Source organism: Sphingopyxis solisilvae (genome assembly GCF_015475875.1).
GTDB classification, from domain to species: Bacteria; Pseudomonadota; Alphaproteobacteria; order Sphingomonadales; family Sphingomonadaceae; genus Sphingopyxis; species Sphingopyxis solisilvae.
Genome location: NZ_JADKYM010000001.1, coordinates 114470 through 129543 on the forward strand (window position 1 = coordinate 114470; position 15074 = coordinate 129543).

A 15074-nucleotide genomic window follows, 5' to 3' on the forward strand; every position below is an offset into this window, starting at 1 on the left:
AATGGCAACGGTCGCAAGCAATATCGCCGGGGAAACGCAGCGGATGAGCCAAGTGCTCGCCGCGCAAAAGGCGAGCTTTACCGCGGCGATGCCGGAGAGTCTTGCGGTGCGGACCGACCGCATCGACCGCGCCATCGCGCTGCTCGTCGACCATGCCGAGGATTTCGCCAAGGCGGTGAGCGAGGATTTCGGGCATCGCAGCCGCGAACAGACGCTGATGACCGACATCATGCCGTCGGTCAGCGCGCTCAAACATGCCAAAAAGCATATGGCGAGCTGGGCGAAGGGGGAGAAGCGCAAGCCGACCTTCCCGCTGGGGCTGCTCGGGGCCAAGGCCGAGGTAGTCTATCAGCCGAAGGGCGTCGTCGGCGTCGTCGCGCCGTGGAATTTCCCGGTCGGAATGGTGTTTGTGCCGATGGCGGGCATCCTCGCCGCGGGCAACCGCGCGATGATCAAGCCGTCGGAATTTACCGAGAATGTGTCGGCGCTGATCGCGCGGTTGGTCCCCGAATATTTCGACGAGACCGAAATGGCGGTGTTCACCGGCGACGCCGACGTCGGGGTCGCCTTCTCGAAACTCGCTTTCGACCATATGATCTTCACTGGCGCGACCAGCGTCGGGCGCCACATCATGCGCGCCGCGGCGGATAATCTGGTGCCGGTGACGCTGGAGTTGGGCGGCAAGTCGCCGACCTTTATCGGGCGCAGCGCGAACAAGGATCTGGTCGGACAGCGCGTTGCGCTGGGCAAGATGATGAACGCCGGGCAGATCTGCCTTGCCCCCGATTATCTGCTCGTCGCCGAGGATCAGGAGGGCGAGGTGATCGACAGCGTCACCAAGGGCGCGACCGCGCTCTATCCGACGCTCCTCGCCAACGACGACTACACATCGGTGGTCAACACGCGCAATTACGACCGCCTGCAATCCTATCTGACCGACGCGCGCGAGAAAGGCGCCGAGGTGATCGAGGTCAATCCGGGCGGTGAGGATTTCGCGAGCTCAAACGGCCACAAGATGCCGCTCCACATCGTGCGCAATCCCACCGACGACATGAAGGTGATGCAGGAGGAAATCTTCGGCCCGATTCTGCCGGTCAAGACCTACAAGACGATCGACGACGCGATCGACTATGTAAACGCCAACGACCGCCCGCTTGGCCTCTATTATTTCGGGCAGGACAAGAGCGAGGAGGACCGTGTGCTGACGCGGACGATCTCGGGCGGGGTGACGGTCAACGACGTCCTGTTCCACAATGCGATGGAGGATCTGCCGTTCGGCGGGGTCGGGCCGTCGGGGATGGGAAATTACCACGGCGTCGACGGGTTTCGCACGTTTAGCCATGCGCGCGCGGTGTATCGGCAGCCGAAGCTGGACGTCGCTGGGCTGGCGGGGTTCAAGCCGCCCTATGGCAAGGCGACGGCGAAGACGCTGGCGAAGGAATTGAAGAAGTAGAGACTATCCCGCGTCTCGTCATTGCGAGGAGCGAAGCGACGCGGCAATCCCCAGCCATCGGGATGCGCTAGCGCGATATCTGGAGATTGCTTCGCTTCGCTCGCAATGACGCGGTATTACGCAGTTGGCATCAATCCGCCCCGGCGATCTTGATGTCCTTGCCCAGCAACGTCTTCACATAGACCCGCTGCACCAGCACATAGACCACGACCGTCAGCGGCGCCGCCAGCAGCACGCCGAGGAAGCCGAACAGCACCCCCGCCGCGACCACCGCGAACAGTAGCACCGCGGGCGGCACGTCGACCGCCTGTTTCTGGATCATCGGTTGCAGGAAATTGCCCTGCAACTGCTGGATTACCAGGAACAGCACGAGCGTCCATAGCGCGGTGGCGGGCGAGACGGTGAAGGCGAGCAGCACTGCGGGGATGCCGGCAATGATGGGTCCGATCATCGGGATCACATCGAGCAGCCCGGCGATCAACCCCAGCCCGCCCGCGGCGGGCACGCCGAGCAGCGCCAGCCCGGCGCCGGTCAGCGCGGCGACGACGAGCGACGATACCGCTTGTCCGACCATCCAGCCCTTCAGCCCGCGCGCAGCGTCGTCGAGCGCCAGCGAAGCGGTCTTCTCGGCCTTGGCGGGCATCAGCAGCAACAGGCCGCGGCGATAGGTGGCGGGGTCGCTGGCGAGGAAGATCGCGGCGACCAGCACCAGCACGAAATCGGCGATGCCGCTGCCCGCCGCCAGCGCGTAGCCGCCCGCTTGCGACACAAGCTGCGATAGGTCGTTGCCGCCGACTTCGGCGAGGTCGCGCACCCGTTCGCCGAGGCCGTAACGGTCGAGGAATGCCTCCACGCCTTGTAAGGCGCGCGGCACCTGCTGGCGGATCGTGTCCACCTCATTCGCGAGCTGCGATCCGAACAGCACAAAGGCGCCGGTAAAGATGGCGATGATCCCGGCCACCGAGCCTGCAAGCGCGAAGCCCCGCCTCATGCCGGTACGACGCACGAGCCAGCTGGCGATGGCGTCAAAGATTGCGCCCATCACGATCGCGGCGAACACCAGCATGAAAAAGCGGGTGAGGGTGATCGCCAGCCACGCGACGGCGACGATCGCAATGACGATCAGCGCTGCCATCGCGATCCGGCCGGGGCCGAAAGGCGCGGCCGTGGGTGGCTGGACGCGGGCGGGCTTGGCGCCAGCGGTGCTGGATACGGGCGGGGTGAGGGCTGCCTTGCTCTTGTCGGTCATGGCACCGTCTTATGCACGATACTGCTTATCCACTAGACGAAATACATCTTTCTGTGGCAACGGCTGCCGCGCGGCGACCGAAAGCGGGGAATCACCATCCGCATCGGACGATGCCCACGGGCCCCTGTGGTGAAATTGGTAGACGCGCTCGACTCAAAATCGAGTTCCGCAAGGAGTGCTGGTTCGAGTCCGGCCAGGGGCACCATCATCCACAGAAATGTTTGATCGGCGTCGCCAGTGACGGCGTTGGCCGTCCCGCTTGGTTGCCTACGCCGCCGATTTCAGGAGTTCGGCCGTCCTATTCAGCCGATCCCGGATCCGCGTACTTAACACGGCGCCCATGGCTTGACCGGATGAGGACGAAAAACACGCCAATCTGGCGCTTAATGTCACCGCACTGGCGTCGTTAAAATGTGCAAATTGCAAGATTTATTCAGAGCTGGCCGCCATACAGGTAACGATATTCTGCGTCAGATAGTCAAGGTCACATTAACTACGCGCCGCAGAAGCATTGAATGGCAACGGTTTTTTTGATATTGGAGCCTTGGGTTGGTGTGCAAATTTTGCGACTTTTGGGACGACCGGCCAGCAGATGACGGCGTCGCCTCGACAGGACTGGCGGCATGACGCAGCGACATTTTTCCGTTCAGCCCGAAGACGACGGTGTTGGCGCGATCGGTCAGGACCGCCGCGGCGCCGACCGATATCGTACCGTTTGGCGGATCGCCAAGGTGATGCGGAACGGCGACGCCGGGCTGTGGCGGGTTCGCAACATGTCCGATCGCGGTATGATGCTTGCCGCCGACGTGCCGATCAGCGTCGGCGAGGCGCTGGAAATCGCGCTGTCGGACACTGTCGTCATCCGCGGCAAGGTCGTGTGGTCAGAGGGCGGACGCTGCGGCGTCGCATTCGACAAAGAGGTCGATGTTGCCGAGGTGCTCAAGCGATTGGCCGCAGAACAGCGCGCCACGGGTTATCGCCAACCGCGCCTGCCGGTGCATACGGTGGCAGAGGTCGTCACCGACGAGGGGTCGAGCCGGATCGAACTGGTCGACCTGTCGCAACATGGCGCTGGATTTGTCCACGACGGGCATTTTGAGGTCGGAAAAGAGCTTGATCTGGTGCTGGCCGGCGGCGTGAAACGCCGGGCGATCGTCCGCTGGTCGCGGGGCGAACGCGGCGGGTTTTGGCTGACGCAGCCGCTCGACCGTGCGGACCTGGAGAGCATCCGTCGCTTCGAGGGCTGACGCCGCGGTGCCGGATCAGACGTCCTCGACCAGCCGTCCGTAGAGCTGGGGCCGGCGGTCGCGGAAAAATCCCATCCCGGCGCGGTGCTTGGCAGCGCGGTCGAGGTCGATCGTTGCGATCAGCACGCCGGTTTCGCTGGCGCCAAACTCGTGGGTCAGATCGCCCCATTCGTCGCTGATAAAGCTGTGCCCATAGAAATGGGCGTCGCCCTCGGTGCCGATGCGATTGGCGGCGATCACCGGCATACAGTTCGACACCGCATGCCCCTGCATCGCGCGGCGCCACATCCGGCTGGTGTCGAGATCGGCGTCATAGGGCTCGCTGCCGATCGCGGTCGGATAGAAGAGCAATTCGGCACCCATCAGCGCCATTGCGCGCGCGCATTCGGGATACCATTGGTCCCAGCAGACGCCGATGCCGATCCGCGCCCCGAACACATCCCACACCTTGAAGCCGGTGTTGCCGGGGCGGAAATAATATTTTTCTTCATAGCCTGGACCATCGGGAATGTGGCTTTTGCGGTACGTCCCCATGATCGCCCCGTCGGGACCGATCATCGCGAGCGTATTGTAATAATGATGCCCTTCGCGCTCGAAAAAGCTGGTCGGAATCGCGACCTTCAGTTTCGCGGCGAGCGCCTGCATCGCGACGACGCTCGGGTGCTCGACGGTCGGACGCGCCGACGCGAACAGCGCTTCATCCTCGACCTGACAGAAATACGGGCCTTCGAACAATTCGGGCGGGAGGATGACCTGCGCGCCTTTCCCCGCCGCCTCCTCCACGAGCGCGGCGACGGCATCGATATTGGGCTGAACGGGGCCGGGCAGCGGAAGCTGCAATGCGGCGACGGTGATGGTGCGGGTCATGGATGCGCTATGCCGGAAGCTGCTGACTGGAGCAATGGAAGCTGCCGCCACCGCCGATGATGCCGAGCGCGGGGACGCCCACCGCACGGCGATCGGGGAACAGCGCGGCGAGCGCATCGATCGCCGCCTGATCGTTCGGGGCACCATAGGTCGGGACGACAACGACGCTGTTGCCGATATAGAAGTTCATATAGCTCGCCGCCGCGACCTCGCCGTCGATCTCGATCCGGCCGGGCGAGGGTAGGTCGACCACGTCGATGCCGCCAAATGCTGCGGCGCGGGCGCGGGCGTCGGCGTAGATGTGGGCGTTGGGATCGTCATTGCCGTCCGCGACGGGCAGCGCGAGGCGCCCTTCGCCGACGAAGCGCGCGAGATTGTCGACATGGCCGTCGGTATGGTCGCCGGCCAGTCCGCCACCGAGCCACAGCAGCCGGTCGATGCCGAGCGACTGGTGGAGGCGAGCCGCGATGTCCTCGCGCGTCAGCGTTGGATTGCGGTTGACGTTGAGCAGGCACTCCTCGGTCGTGACGCACAGGCCCGTGCCGTCGACGTCGATGCCGCCGCCTTCGAGCACCCAATCGAGGTGCTGCGTCGGCAGGTCCGCGTGCGCGGCAAGGATCGCGCCGATTTCCCGGTCGCCGGGCATCACGAACTTGTTGCCCCACCAGTTGAAGTCGAAATTGCGCGCCTCGCGCCTGGTGCCGGTGCCGACGATGATCGGCCCTGTGTCGCGCAGCCAGATATCGCCGAAGGGAGCGACGAGTAGCTGCACACCCTTATCGACGAGCGTCTCGGCAACGTCGGCGTTGGCATGATCACGCACGAGCAGATGCACCGTCTCGCCGCGTCCGCCGTCATGCACGGCGTTGGCAAAGGCCGCGACATCACGCCGCGCGGCGTCGATCTGCCCCGACCATTCGTCGGCAATATGGGGGAAGCCGATCCACACCGCCTCGTGCGGCGCCCATTCGGCGGGCATTTTCAGGGTCATGGGGTCTCGATCCTGCTCAGCATCGTCATTGCGAGGAGCCGAAGGCGACGCGGCAATCCAGCGCGGCCTAAACCGCTCTGGATTGCTTCGCTTCGCTCGCAATGACGATGCCTTATTTCGCAGCGCTGCGCGACTTGTCGCGGGCGGCGCGGAATTCGTCGCCTTCGACCCAGTTCGGCCACGCCTCGGTCATCGCCAGCATCCGGCCTGCGGCATAATAAAGGCGCAGGTCGGCCATCATCCCTTCCCAGTTGGTGATCGCCTCATATTCGTCGCCCGGCGCGTGATAGCGGTTCGTTTCATAATCCGCGGCGGCCTTCTCACCGGCTTCGATCCCGCCCTCGACCAGATCGTCGCCGCTGCCGAAATTGAACATCGGCACACCCAGCTTCGCAAAGCTGAAGTGATCCGAACGATAGTAGAAGCCCTTTTCGGGGGTCGGTTCGGGCTTGACCGTGCGGCCCGCCATCCTGGCGAGTTTTTCGACATAGGCGTCGAGCTCGGACTTGCCGCCGCCGACAACCACGATGTCCTTGGCCGGGCCGACCGAGTTGAGCGCGTCCATATTCACTCCGCCAACGGTCTGCGACAGCGGGAACACCGGGTTTTCGGCATAATATTTCGATCCGAGCAGCCCCGATTCCTCGGCGGTGACCGCCAGGAACACGATGCTGCGGTCGGGTGCGCCAACCTGCTTGAACGCTTGTGCCAGCGTCACGAGACCAGCGATGCCGGTCGCATTATCGACCGCGCCGTTGCAGATGTCGTCTCCATCGACGGGGGTACAGCGGCCCAAATGGTCCCAATGGCCGGTGTAAAGGACATATTCGTCAGGGCGCTTGGCCCCCGGCAGCACGCCGATAACGTTGCGCGACATTTTCTTCGAGATCTCATTGTCGAACGCGAGCGATGCTTTGACCCCGGTCAGCGCGACTGGCTTAAAGCCCTTCTTCTTCGCCGCATCGCGCAGCGCGTCGAAATCCTGTCCGGCGCTCGCGAACAATTCCTTCGCCTTGGGCAACTGGATCCAGCCGTTGGCGACGGTCTGGCTCGCGCCGCCGTCCTTGCTGTCGGCGAGATACTGCGTGCCCGTCCAGCTCGATTCGACGACGTTCCAGCCATAGGCCGCCGGTTCGGTGTCGTGGACGATCAGCGCCGCAGCGGCGCCCTGCCGCGCGGCTTCTTCATATTTGTAGGTCCAGCGACCATAATAGGTCATCGCGCGGCCGTTGAATTCGCCTTTGGCCTCGGCGGCCTGCCAGTCGGGGTCGTTGACCAGAATGACGACGGTCTTGCCCTTCACATCGAGCCCGGCATAATCGTTCCAGCCCTTTTCGGGGGCATTGATGCCATAGCCGACGAACACGACGTCGCTGTCCTTGACCGCGCTCTTGGGCTGGACGCGATAGCTGCCCGCGACATAGTCGGTGCCATATTGCAACGTCACCGGTGCCTTGCCGCCGGTGAAGGTCAGCGGGGTCGCGTTCTTCGCGGTGATCTCGACCAGCGGGACATCCTGCGTCCAGCTGCCGTTGTTGCCGGGTTCCAGTCCCGCTTCGGTGAATTTCTTGATCAGATAGGCAACGGTCTTTTCTTCACCGGCGGTGCCGGGCGCGCGGCCTTCATAGGCATCGAGCGACAGCTCCTTCGTGACTTCTTGCATCGTTGCGAGCGACAGTTCGGGAATTTCGACGTCGGGGATTGCGACCTGCGACGTGGCGTTCTTGTCGGACGCATTGCACGCGGCAACGGTCAACAGAAGCGCGAGCGCTGCGGTCGTTCGGGGAAAACGAAGCATGTCATATCCTTGGGGCTTGTTCGTGATGAACCGGCTTGTGCCAGCCGGGACGCGCGCATGCAAGAAGGGCGGCCCTTGCGGACCGCCCTTGATGAATTCGTTTCGGTGAAAACCGGATCAGCGCGAATAGAATTCGACGACCAGATTGGGTTCCATCTTCACCGGATAGGGCACTTCGTCGAGCGTTGGGACGCGGACGTAGGTCGTCTTGGTGCCATCGACGGCCAGATATTCGGGCAGGTCGCGCTCGGGCAGGCTCTGCGCTTCGGCGACCAGCGCCATTTCCTGTGCCTTCTTGCCCAGGGTGATTTCGTCACCCGGCTTCACCAGGCGGCTGGCGACGTTGCACTTCACACCGTTCACATAGACGTGACCATGGCTGACCAGCTGGCGGGCCGAGAAGATCGTCGGGGTGAACTTCGAGCGATAGACGACGGCGTCGAGGCGGCGTTCGAGCAGACCGATCAGGTTCTGACCGGTGTCGCCCTTCATGCGGCTGGCTTCGAAATAATTCTTCTTGAACTGCTTTTCGGTGATGTCGCCGTAATAGCCCTTCAGCTTCTGCTTCGCGCGCAGCTGGATGCCGAAGTCAGACACCTTGCCCTTGCGGCGCTGGCCGTGCTGGCCGGGGCCATATTCGCGGCGGTTGACCGGGCTTTTCGGGCGACCCCAGATGTTTTCGCCCATCCGGCGGTCGAGTTTATACTTGGCGCTCTGGCGCTTCGACATTGTTGTCTCCAATATGCTCTGGTGCCGAAGGATTTCGGCGGGTTCCCGGGTCGCACCATATGGGCCGAGCCATATGCGACCGCCGCTTCACCGGGGTGCGGGGTCCATTGCGAAGGCGCGCGGTTAGCCGGGGGGCGGTGCAAAGTCAAGCGCGCCGCATCGCTTGTGCACTGGTGCCTCGACAGCCCATGAAATTCCGCTAAACGCTCGCTCCATGACTGACATCAAACTCCCCGAACATTGTGAAACAATGATCGACGTGCGCGCCGGGGTCGACCACATCGACCGCGAACTTGTCGCACTGCTGGTGCGGCGATTTGCCTATATGGATGCCGCAGCGCGGATCAAAACCGACAAGGGCGCGGTGCGCAACGAGGCGCGCAAGGCGCAGGTGCTGGACAATGTTGCGCGCGAAGCCGAACTGGCAGGGCTACCGCCCGAGCGGGTAAAGGCAATATGGGATGAGCTGGTTGAGCAGTCGATCGCCTATGAAGGGGCGGCCTGGACGCGCATTCGCGCATAGCGCAAGGCCGGTTTGGCACCGCCTCCGCAGCCTTGGCTGCAACGGCGAGTCCGTTTACTTGGCGCCCTTCAGCTGTTGGCTGGTGGTATCGGCCTGACGGTCCCAGCTTTCCTGGGTGCGGCATTCCCGTTCGGGAAGACGGCTGCCTGTGTCGGCGATCCGGCGGCAGATCAGCTTGGGTTTGGTCTTTTCGGGCTTGGCAGCGGTCTCGGTAGTCGGCTGCGTAACGGGGGCTTCGGTCGTCGCTGCGGAAAGGGCCAGCGACATCATCAAGGTAAGCATGGACGATCGAACTCCAGGGAGGGGAAGCGCCTGTTATCGCGTCCGCGGCTTTCTGCCAAGAGCGGTGATGATCCCACGCATCATTCTGATATCATTATGCGACCAGCCGGTTTTGGTGAGCGTTGTGCGCAGCGTTCGGAGCGTCATCGTCCGGCGATCGGGTGGGAAGAAATAGCCGTTCGCATCAAGATCGCGGACGAGATGGTCGATCAGTCCTTCAAGCTCGCCATGCGGCGCGGGCGGATCGAGCGGCACCTCTGGCGGCTGCGCCAGCGCCCGGCCTTTTGACCATTCATAGGCGAGCAGAATCACCGCTTGCGCCAGGTTGAGCGATCCGAAATCGGGATTGATCGGAACGGTAACGATATTGTGCGCGAGCGCGACATCGTCGGTTTCCAGCCCTGAACGCTCGGCGCCGAAAATATAGGCCGAACGCGTATCACTGGCATGGACCTCCCGCGCAGCGGCCTCGGGGGTCAGCACGGGTTTGGTGACTCCGCGCTTGCGTACCGTCGTAGCATAAATGGTGGTGCAGTCCGCCACCGCATCGGCCAGCGTGTCAAAGACCGTCGCGTTCGCAAGCACGATGTCGGCGCCTGCGGCAGCAGGCCCGGCGTCCGGGTTGGGCCAACCGTCACGTGGCGCTACCAGGCGCAGGTCGGTCAGCGCAAAGTTCAGCATCGCCCGCGCCGCCTTGCCGATATTTTCGCCAAGCTGCGGACGGACGAGCACAATGACCGGAGGCGGGGCGGCCGCGCTCATTTTGCGGGCCGCGCTGCCTCGGTGATTGTCGAGGCGAACTCCTCGAAATCCTTGGCTTCGGTGAAGTCACGATAGACACTGGCGAAGCGGATATAGGCGACATTGTCGAAGCCCTTGAGTGCTTCCATCACCATCGCGCCGATCTGCTGCGCCTGGACTTCGTTATCGCCGGAGGTTTCGAGTTGACGCTGGATGCCCGACACCAGCCGCTCGATCCGCGCGCCGTCGATCGGTCGCTTGCGGCATGCGATCTGAACGCTGCGCATCAATTTTTCACGATCGAACGGCTCGCGGCCACCGCCGGCTTTCAAAACCGCGACTTCGCGCAACTGGATCCGTTCAAAGGTTGTGAAGCGCGCGCCGCAATCCTCGCACTGACGCCGGCGGCGGATCGCGGCGCCGTCCTCGGTCGGACGGCTGTCCTTCACCTGGCTGTCTTCATGTCCGCAATAGGGGCAACGCATCGGTCAGCGTTTCACCCGTGTGTAGAGCGCGATAGCGGCGCCAGCGAGCAGCCCGACGGGCCAGCTGATCACGGGCAGCACCGCCCCGGCAACCGCGCCGATGGCCCCGCCGGTCAGCACGGTGGGTGTCGAGGGATGCTTCATCCCCTCCTTACCCATCGCTTTGACCTCTTCGATCGTCAGTTCGACGAGCGTCGGCTCCTCGGGACTTTGCCGTGCCATGATCTCAACCCTGATAGATTGGGAAGCGCTCGCACAGCGCGCGGACGCGTTTGCGCACGTCAGCCTCGACATCGGCGTCACCATGCTCGCCCTTGTCGCGGAGTGCCTCAAGCACGTCGGCAACCATATCGCCGATTTCCTCGAACTCGGTGATGCCGAAACCGCGCGTGGTTCCTGCGGGCGAGCCGACGCGGATGCCGCTGGTCTTGACCGGCGGCAGCGGATCGAAGGGGATGCCGTTTTTGTTGCAGGTGATCGCCGAGCGCTCGAGCGCCTCGTCGGCATCGCGGCCGGTGACGCCGAGCGGGCGCAGGTCGATGAGGGCAAGGTGCGTATCGGTGCCGCCCGCGACGACGTCGGCACCGCGCGCTTTCAGCCGACCGGCCAGAGCCTGCGCGTTGGCGACAGTCGCTTTCGCATAGTCCTTGAAATCCGGGCGCAGCGCTTCGCCAAAGGCGACGGCTTTGGCGGCGATGACATGCATCAGCGGGCCGCCCTGTAGCCCCGGGAAGACCGCCGAGTTGATCCGCTTGGCGATCGCTTCGTCATTGGTCAGGATCATGCCGCCGCGCGGGCCGCGCAGCGTCTTGTGCGTCGTCGTGGTGACGACATGCGCGTGCGGGAGCGGCGAAGGGTGGACACCCCCGGCGACCAGCCCGGCGAAGTGCGCCATGTCGACCATCAGCAGCGCGCCGACATCATCGGCAATCGCCCGGAATCGCGCAAAGTCGAGTGTGCGCGGATAGGCCGAACCGCCCGCGATGATCAGGGCAGGGCGATGCTCCTTGGCCAGCGCCTCGACCTGGTCGAAATCGACGAGATGATCGTCAGCGCGCACGCCATATTGCACCGCGTTGAACCATTTGCCCGACATGGCGGGCGGGGCGCCGTGGGTCAGGTGGCCACCGGCGTCGAGGCTCATGCCCAGGATCGTCGCGCCGGGTTTGGTCAGCGCGAGCATCACCGCGCCGTTCGCCTGCGCCCCCGAATGCGGCTGGACGTTGGCATAGCCGCAGTCAAACAGCTGCTTGGCGCGGTCGATCGCCAGCGTTTCGACCTCGTCCGACGGAGCGCAGCCTTGATAATAGCGACGGCCCGGATAGCCTTCGGCATATTTGTTGGTGAAGACGCTGCCCTGCGCTTCGAGCACCGCCTTGCTGACGATATTCTCCGAGGCGATCAGTTCGATCTGATATTGCTCGCGTTCCAGCTCATGCTTCATCGCGGCCGCAACGGCGGGATCGACGGTGGCCACCCCGTCAACAAAATAACCGGCCGATTTGATAGGCTTGTCGAGCGTGTCTGTGGTCATCGGCTGGTCTCCAGTTGGGGCGGATTGGACAGTTTGTCGACGCGGCGCGCGTGGCGGTCGCCAGCGAAATCGGTGGTCAGAAAGGCGTCAAGGCACGCCTTGGCCATATCGATGCCAGTCAGGCGCGCGCCCATCGCGATGACGTTGGCGTTATTATGTTCGCGCGCCAGCTTGGCAGAAAGCGGTTCGGACACGAGTGCACAGCGCGCCGCGGGATTGCGGTTGACCGAGATCGAGATGCCGATTCCCGATCCGCACAGCGCGACGCCGCGTTCGGCGCGGCCCTCGGCGATCACCTGTCCCAGCGCATAGCCGAAATCGGGATAATCGACGCTGTCGGGGCCGTTGGTGCCGAGATCTTCGACCGCATGACCTTCGGCGCGCAGCCAGTCGGCGAGCAGCGCCTTCAGCTCATAGGCAGCATGGTCAGAGGCAATAGCGATGCGCATCGGCGCGGCTCCCGCAAGCTCAAGGGAATCGATGAGCGGCCTTTAGGCGAAGCGGCATGGATTGGCCATAAGCGAGGTGGCAAATTTGTGACGCGGCCGATAAAGCTGCGCCATGTCCGATACCGTCATATCCGTGCTGATGCTCACCGGGGTCGCCCTGACCGGCGGTGCTGCTTATGTCTTTCGCATGGGCGACAAGCGCCGCGCGCTGTTGATGCTGGTCGCGGCGCTCGTGATGTTCGCCAATGTCGCGGTGTGGCTGGTGCCCGTGAAATAATCGTCCCTGTGGCGAAGCCGCGGGGAGGTGGCAGCTCGCAGGGCTGACGGAGGGGCCATGGCGCACCGTCGTCGCCCCTCCACCATCGCCTGCGGCGACGGTCCCCCTCCCTATGGCTTCGCCACAGGGAGGATATTTGAATCAGCGGATCGGCGAATCCGGCGCCAGCCGCATATCCAGATAATTATCGAGCGACTTCATCAGCTGGTCGAGTTCATGCTCGAAGAAATGGTTCGCGCGCGGGATTTCGTCGTGATGGATCGTGATGCCCTTTTGGGTGCGCAGCTTGTCGACCAGCTTCTGCACCGCTGACGGCGGGACGATCTCGTCCTGCCCGCCCGCGACGATGATGCCCGACGAAGGGCAGGGGGCAAGGAAGCTGAAGTCATACATGTTGGCCGGCGGCGCGACCGACAGGAAACCACGGATTTCGGGGCGGCGCATCAGCAACTGCATACCGATCCACGCGCCAAAACTGAACCCTGCGACCCAGGTTGTCTGCGCCTCGGGATGGATCGACTGAACCCAGTCGAGCGCCGATGCGGCATCGGAAAGTTCGCCGATGCCATTGTCGAACGTGCCCTGGCTGCGCCCGACGCCGCGGAAGTTGAAGCGCAGCACCGCAAAGCCGCGCGCGACAAAGCTCTTGTACATCGCCTGCGTGATGCGGTCGTTCATTGTGCCGCCGCCCTGCGGATGCGGGTGCAGGATCATCGCAACCGGCGCGCGCGGGCGCGGCGGCGGCGAGAAACGGCCTTCGATACGGCCCTCGGGGCCGGGGAAAATCACGTCGGGCATGGAGGCACCTTTATGTCTTGAGGCTTGCCACCGATTCGCCGGACGGGCGGGGTGGCGGAGCGAAGATGGCGCCTATATAGAAAACGCGTAGCAACTTGCAACTTTTGCGAATCGCTCGCAACAAGGACGCTCTCGCGGAATGATTTATCTTGACTATCAAGCGACTACGCCGCTCGCTCTCGAAGCGCGCGAGGCGATGATGCGCTGGCTGGCCGGGCCGGGCGAAGGCGACGGTCTTGCGAATCCGTCGAGCACGCACAAGGCCGGCCGCGCCGCAGCGGCGGCAGTAGAGGTTGCGCGCGACCAGGTCGCAGCGTTGCTTCCCAAAGGCGGTCGGGTCTTTTTTACCTCGGGCGCGACCGAGGCGCTCAACTGGGCGCTGCTGCGCGGCGCTGAAGCGAAGCCGGGCGGCGTCGCGGGGCTCAGCATCGAACATGCGGCTTCGCTGCAATGTCTGGAGCGATTGCACGCCATGATTCTGCCGGTCGATGCCGCGGGTGTGGCGCTGTCCCCCGACCCCGCACTGATCCCCGAAAATGGCATCGTCGCAGCGATGCTGGTCAATAACGAGGTCGGGACGATCCAGCCGGTGGCCGAATACGCCGCCGCCGCGCATGCGAAGAACAGCTTGCTGCTCTGCGACGCGGTGCAGGGATTCGGGCGCGTCGCGATCCCCGAAGGCGCTGACCTGATCGCGATCTCGGCGCACAAGATTCACGGGCCGAAGGGTATCGGCGCGCTGTGGATCCGCGACGGCATCGACCTGCCGCCGCTGATGTTCGGCGGCGCGCAGGAACAAGGTATGCGCTCGGGCACCGTCTCGCCCGCGCTCTGTGCGGGTTTCGGTGCCGCCGCGGCGCTCGCGGCCGAGCGCTTCGACAGCGACGCCGCGCATGTCGAGCGGCTGTGGTCGCTGGCGCGCGACATGCTGCCCGAATGGACGATCAATGGCGCGGTCGACGCGCGCTACCACGGCAATCTCAACATCCGGCGCGAGGGCGTGAACGGCCTGCGCCTGATGTCCGACGCCCGCAACGTCGCCTTCTCGCTGGGAAGCGCCTGCGGAAGCGGGTCGGGCAAGGTCAGCCATGTGCTGCGCGCGATGGGGGTGAGCGAGGCCGACGCGCGCTCGTCGATCCGCCTTGGCTGGGGGCGTTATACGAGCGAGCAGGAATTACGCGACGGCCTTGAAGCGATCAAGGCTGCGGCACGGCTGCAAAGGGTCAATTGATGCGCGTCACTTTCGTTCACGCCGACGGCAAGGGGCGCACCGAGGCGGAGGCGGAACCGGGCAGCATCCTGCTCGACGTGGCGCAGGCTTATCTGATGCCGCTGGAGGGGACGTGCGAGGGTCAGATGGCCTGCTCGACCTGCCATGTCATTGTCGCCAAAGAGGATTTCGAGCGGTTGCCGCCCGCGACCGAGATGGAAGAGGATATGCTCGACCTCGCCGCCGGGGTGCGCCGGACAAGCCGCCTCGCGTGCCAGATATTGCTGACCGAGGCGATGGACGGGCTGACCGTGTGCATCCCGGGCGAAAGCCGAAATATGCAGGGGCCGCGCTGACCTCTATTTCGTCATTGCGAGCGAAGCGAAGCAATCCAGAGTGTGACAAGCCGCTCTGGATTGCTTCGCTTCGCTCGCAATGACG

Annotated in this window: 18 protein-coding genes and 1 tRNA gene; 7 read left to right on the forward strand and 12 right to left on the reverse strand. The window is 64.0% G+C overall.

Annotated features, from left to right (window positions below; all coding sequences use genetic code 11):
- The first annotated feature begins 1 nt into the window (after position 1).
- Positions 2 to 1453, forward strand: coding sequence for a coniferyl aldehyde dehydrogenase (locus tag IR187_RS00565; protein ID WP_194952768.1), 1452 nt, complete (start codon positions 2 to 4; stop codon positions 1451 to 1453).
- A 130-nt stretch (positions 1454 to 1583) separates the two neighbouring features.
- Here IR187_RS00565 and IR187_RS00570 read toward each other — a convergent pair whose 3' ends face one another.
- Entirely contained in the window at positions 1584 to 2702 is a 1119-nt protein-coding gene (locus IR187_RS00570) for an AI-2E family transporter (RefSeq protein WP_194952769.1), read from the reverse strand.
- Positions 2703 to 2822: 120 nt separating this feature from the next.
- On the opposite strand from IR187_RS00570, the gene IR187_RS00575 reads away from it, so the two are divergent.
- Positions 2823 to 2907 (forward strand) — tRNA-Leu (locus IR187_RS00575).
- A gap of 418 nt (positions 2908 to 3325) precedes the next feature.
- Entirely contained in the window at positions 3326 to 3949 is a 624-nt protein-coding gene (locus tag IR187_RS00580) for a PilZ domain-containing protein (RefSeq protein WP_194952770.1), read from the forward strand.
- Positions 3950 to 3964: 15 nt separating this feature from the next.
- Here the strand turns inward: IR187_RS00580 and aguB are convergent, their stop codons facing one another.
- The 4 genes from aguB to rpsD all read right to left on the reverse strand — a co-directional run bounded on the left by aguB (position 3965) and on the right by rpsD (position 8334).
- The gene (gene aguB / locus IR187_RS00585; RefSeq protein ID WP_194952771.1) at positions 3965 to 4816 is read right to left on the reverse strand and encodes an N-carbamoylputrescine amidase; all 852 of its coding nucleotides are present in this window, start codon (positions 4814 to 4816) and stop codon (positions 3965 to 3967) included.
- 7 nt (positions 4817 to 4823) lie between these two features.
- Complete coding sequence (locus IR187_RS00590) at positions 4824 to 5807, reverse strand: agmatine deiminase family protein (protein ID WP_194952772.1); 984 nt, start codon at positions 5805 to 5807, stop codon at positions 4824 to 4826.
- 112 nt (positions 5808 to 5919) lie between these two features.
- A complete protein-coding gene (locus IR187_RS00595; protein WP_194952773.1) occupies positions 5920 to 7605 on the reverse strand; it encodes a M28 family metallopeptidase in 1686 nt (561 codons plus the stop codon).
- 117 nt (positions 7606 to 7722) lie between these two features.
- Entirely contained in the window at positions 7723 to 8334 is a 612-nt protein-coding gene (gene rpsD / locus IR187_RS00600) for a 30S ribosomal protein S4 (RefSeq protein ID WP_120215975.1), read from the reverse strand.
- A gap of 214 nt (positions 8335 to 8548) precedes the next feature.
- Here rpsD and IR187_RS00605 point away from each other — a divergent pair, with 214 nt between their 5' ends.
- Positions 8549 to 8857, forward strand: a complete 309-nt coding sequence (locus IR187_RS00605) for a chorismate mutase (RefSeq protein WP_194952774.1) — start codon at positions 8549 to 8551, stop codon at positions 8855 to 8857.
- Between the two features lie 54 nt (positions 8858 to 8911).
- Here IR187_RS00605 and IR187_RS00610 read toward each other — a convergent pair whose 3' ends face one another.
- The 6 genes from IR187_RS00610 to rpiB are packed head-to-tail and all read right to left on the reverse strand — an operon-like array spanning position 8912 to position 12348.
- Complete coding sequence (locus IR187_RS00610) at positions 8912 to 9139, reverse strand: hypothetical protein (protein ID WP_228765425.1); 228 nt, start codon at positions 9137 to 9139, stop codon at positions 8912 to 8914.
- A 33-nt stretch (positions 9140 to 9172) separates the two neighbouring features.
- Positions 9173 to 9901: an RNA methyltransferase gene (locus IR187_RS00615; RefSeq protein WP_194952776.1), complete on the reverse strand. Its 729-nt coding sequence runs from the start codon at positions 9899 to 9901 to the stop codon at positions 9173 to 9175.
- A complete protein-coding gene (gene nrdR / locus IR187_RS00620; protein WP_194952777.1) occupies positions 9898 to 10365 on the reverse strand; it encodes a transcriptional regulator NrdR in 468 nt (155 codons plus the stop codon). Before nrdR ends, IR187_RS00615 begins: the two co-directional genes overlap by 4 nt.
- A 3-nt stretch (positions 10366 to 10368) precedes the next feature.
- Positions 10369 to 10587 (reverse strand): hypothetical protein, encoded by a 219-nt coding sequence (locus IR187_RS00625; protein ID WP_194952778.1) that lies wholly within the window; start codon positions 10585 to 10587, stop codon positions 10369 to 10371.
- 4 nt (positions 10588 to 10591) lie between these two features.
- Positions 10592 to 11899 carry a serine hydroxymethyltransferase gene (glyA, locus tag IR187_RS00630; RefSeq protein WP_194952779.1) on the reverse strand — a complete coding sequence of 436 codons (1308 nt, stop codon included), beginning with the start codon at positions 11897 to 11899 and terminating at the stop codon, positions 10592 to 10594.
- Positions 11896 to 12348, reverse strand: coding sequence for a ribose 5-phosphate isomerase B (rpiB, locus tag IR187_RS00635; protein WP_194952780.1), 453 nt, complete (start codon positions 12346 to 12348; stop codon positions 11896 to 11898). The genes glyA and rpiB overlap by 4 nt, the downstream gene beginning before the upstream one ends.
- 112 nt (positions 12349 to 12460) lie before the next feature.
- Between rpiB and IR187_RS00640 the strand changes: the two genes are divergently transcribed.
- Positions 12461 to 12625: a hypothetical protein gene (locus IR187_RS00640; protein WP_194952781.1), complete on the forward strand. Its 165-nt coding sequence runs from the start codon at positions 12461 to 12463 to the stop codon at positions 12623 to 12625.
- 141 nt (positions 12626 to 12766) lie between these two features.
- Here IR187_RS00640 and IR187_RS00645 read toward each other — a convergent pair whose 3' ends face one another.
- Positions 12767 to 13423: an alpha/beta hydrolase gene (locus IR187_RS00645; RefSeq protein ID WP_194952782.1), complete on the reverse strand. Its 657-nt coding sequence runs from the start codon at positions 13421 to 13423 to the stop codon at positions 12767 to 12769.
- A 139-nt stretch (positions 13424 to 13562) separates the two neighbouring features.
- Between IR187_RS00645 and IR187_RS00650 the strand changes: the two genes are divergently transcribed.
- Complete coding sequence (locus IR187_RS00650) at positions 13563 to 14654, forward strand: cysteine desulfurase family protein (protein WP_194952783.1); 1092 nt, start codon at positions 13563 to 13565, stop codon at positions 14652 to 14654.
- A complete protein-coding gene (locus IR187_RS00655) occupies positions 14651 to 14989 on the forward strand; it encodes a 2Fe-2S iron-sulfur cluster-binding protein (RefSeq protein ID WP_194952784.1) in 339 nt (112 codons plus the stop codon). Before IR187_RS00650 ends, IR187_RS00655 begins: the two co-directional genes overlap by 4 nt.
- The last annotated feature ends 85 nt before the right edge of the window (positions 14990 to 15074 follow it).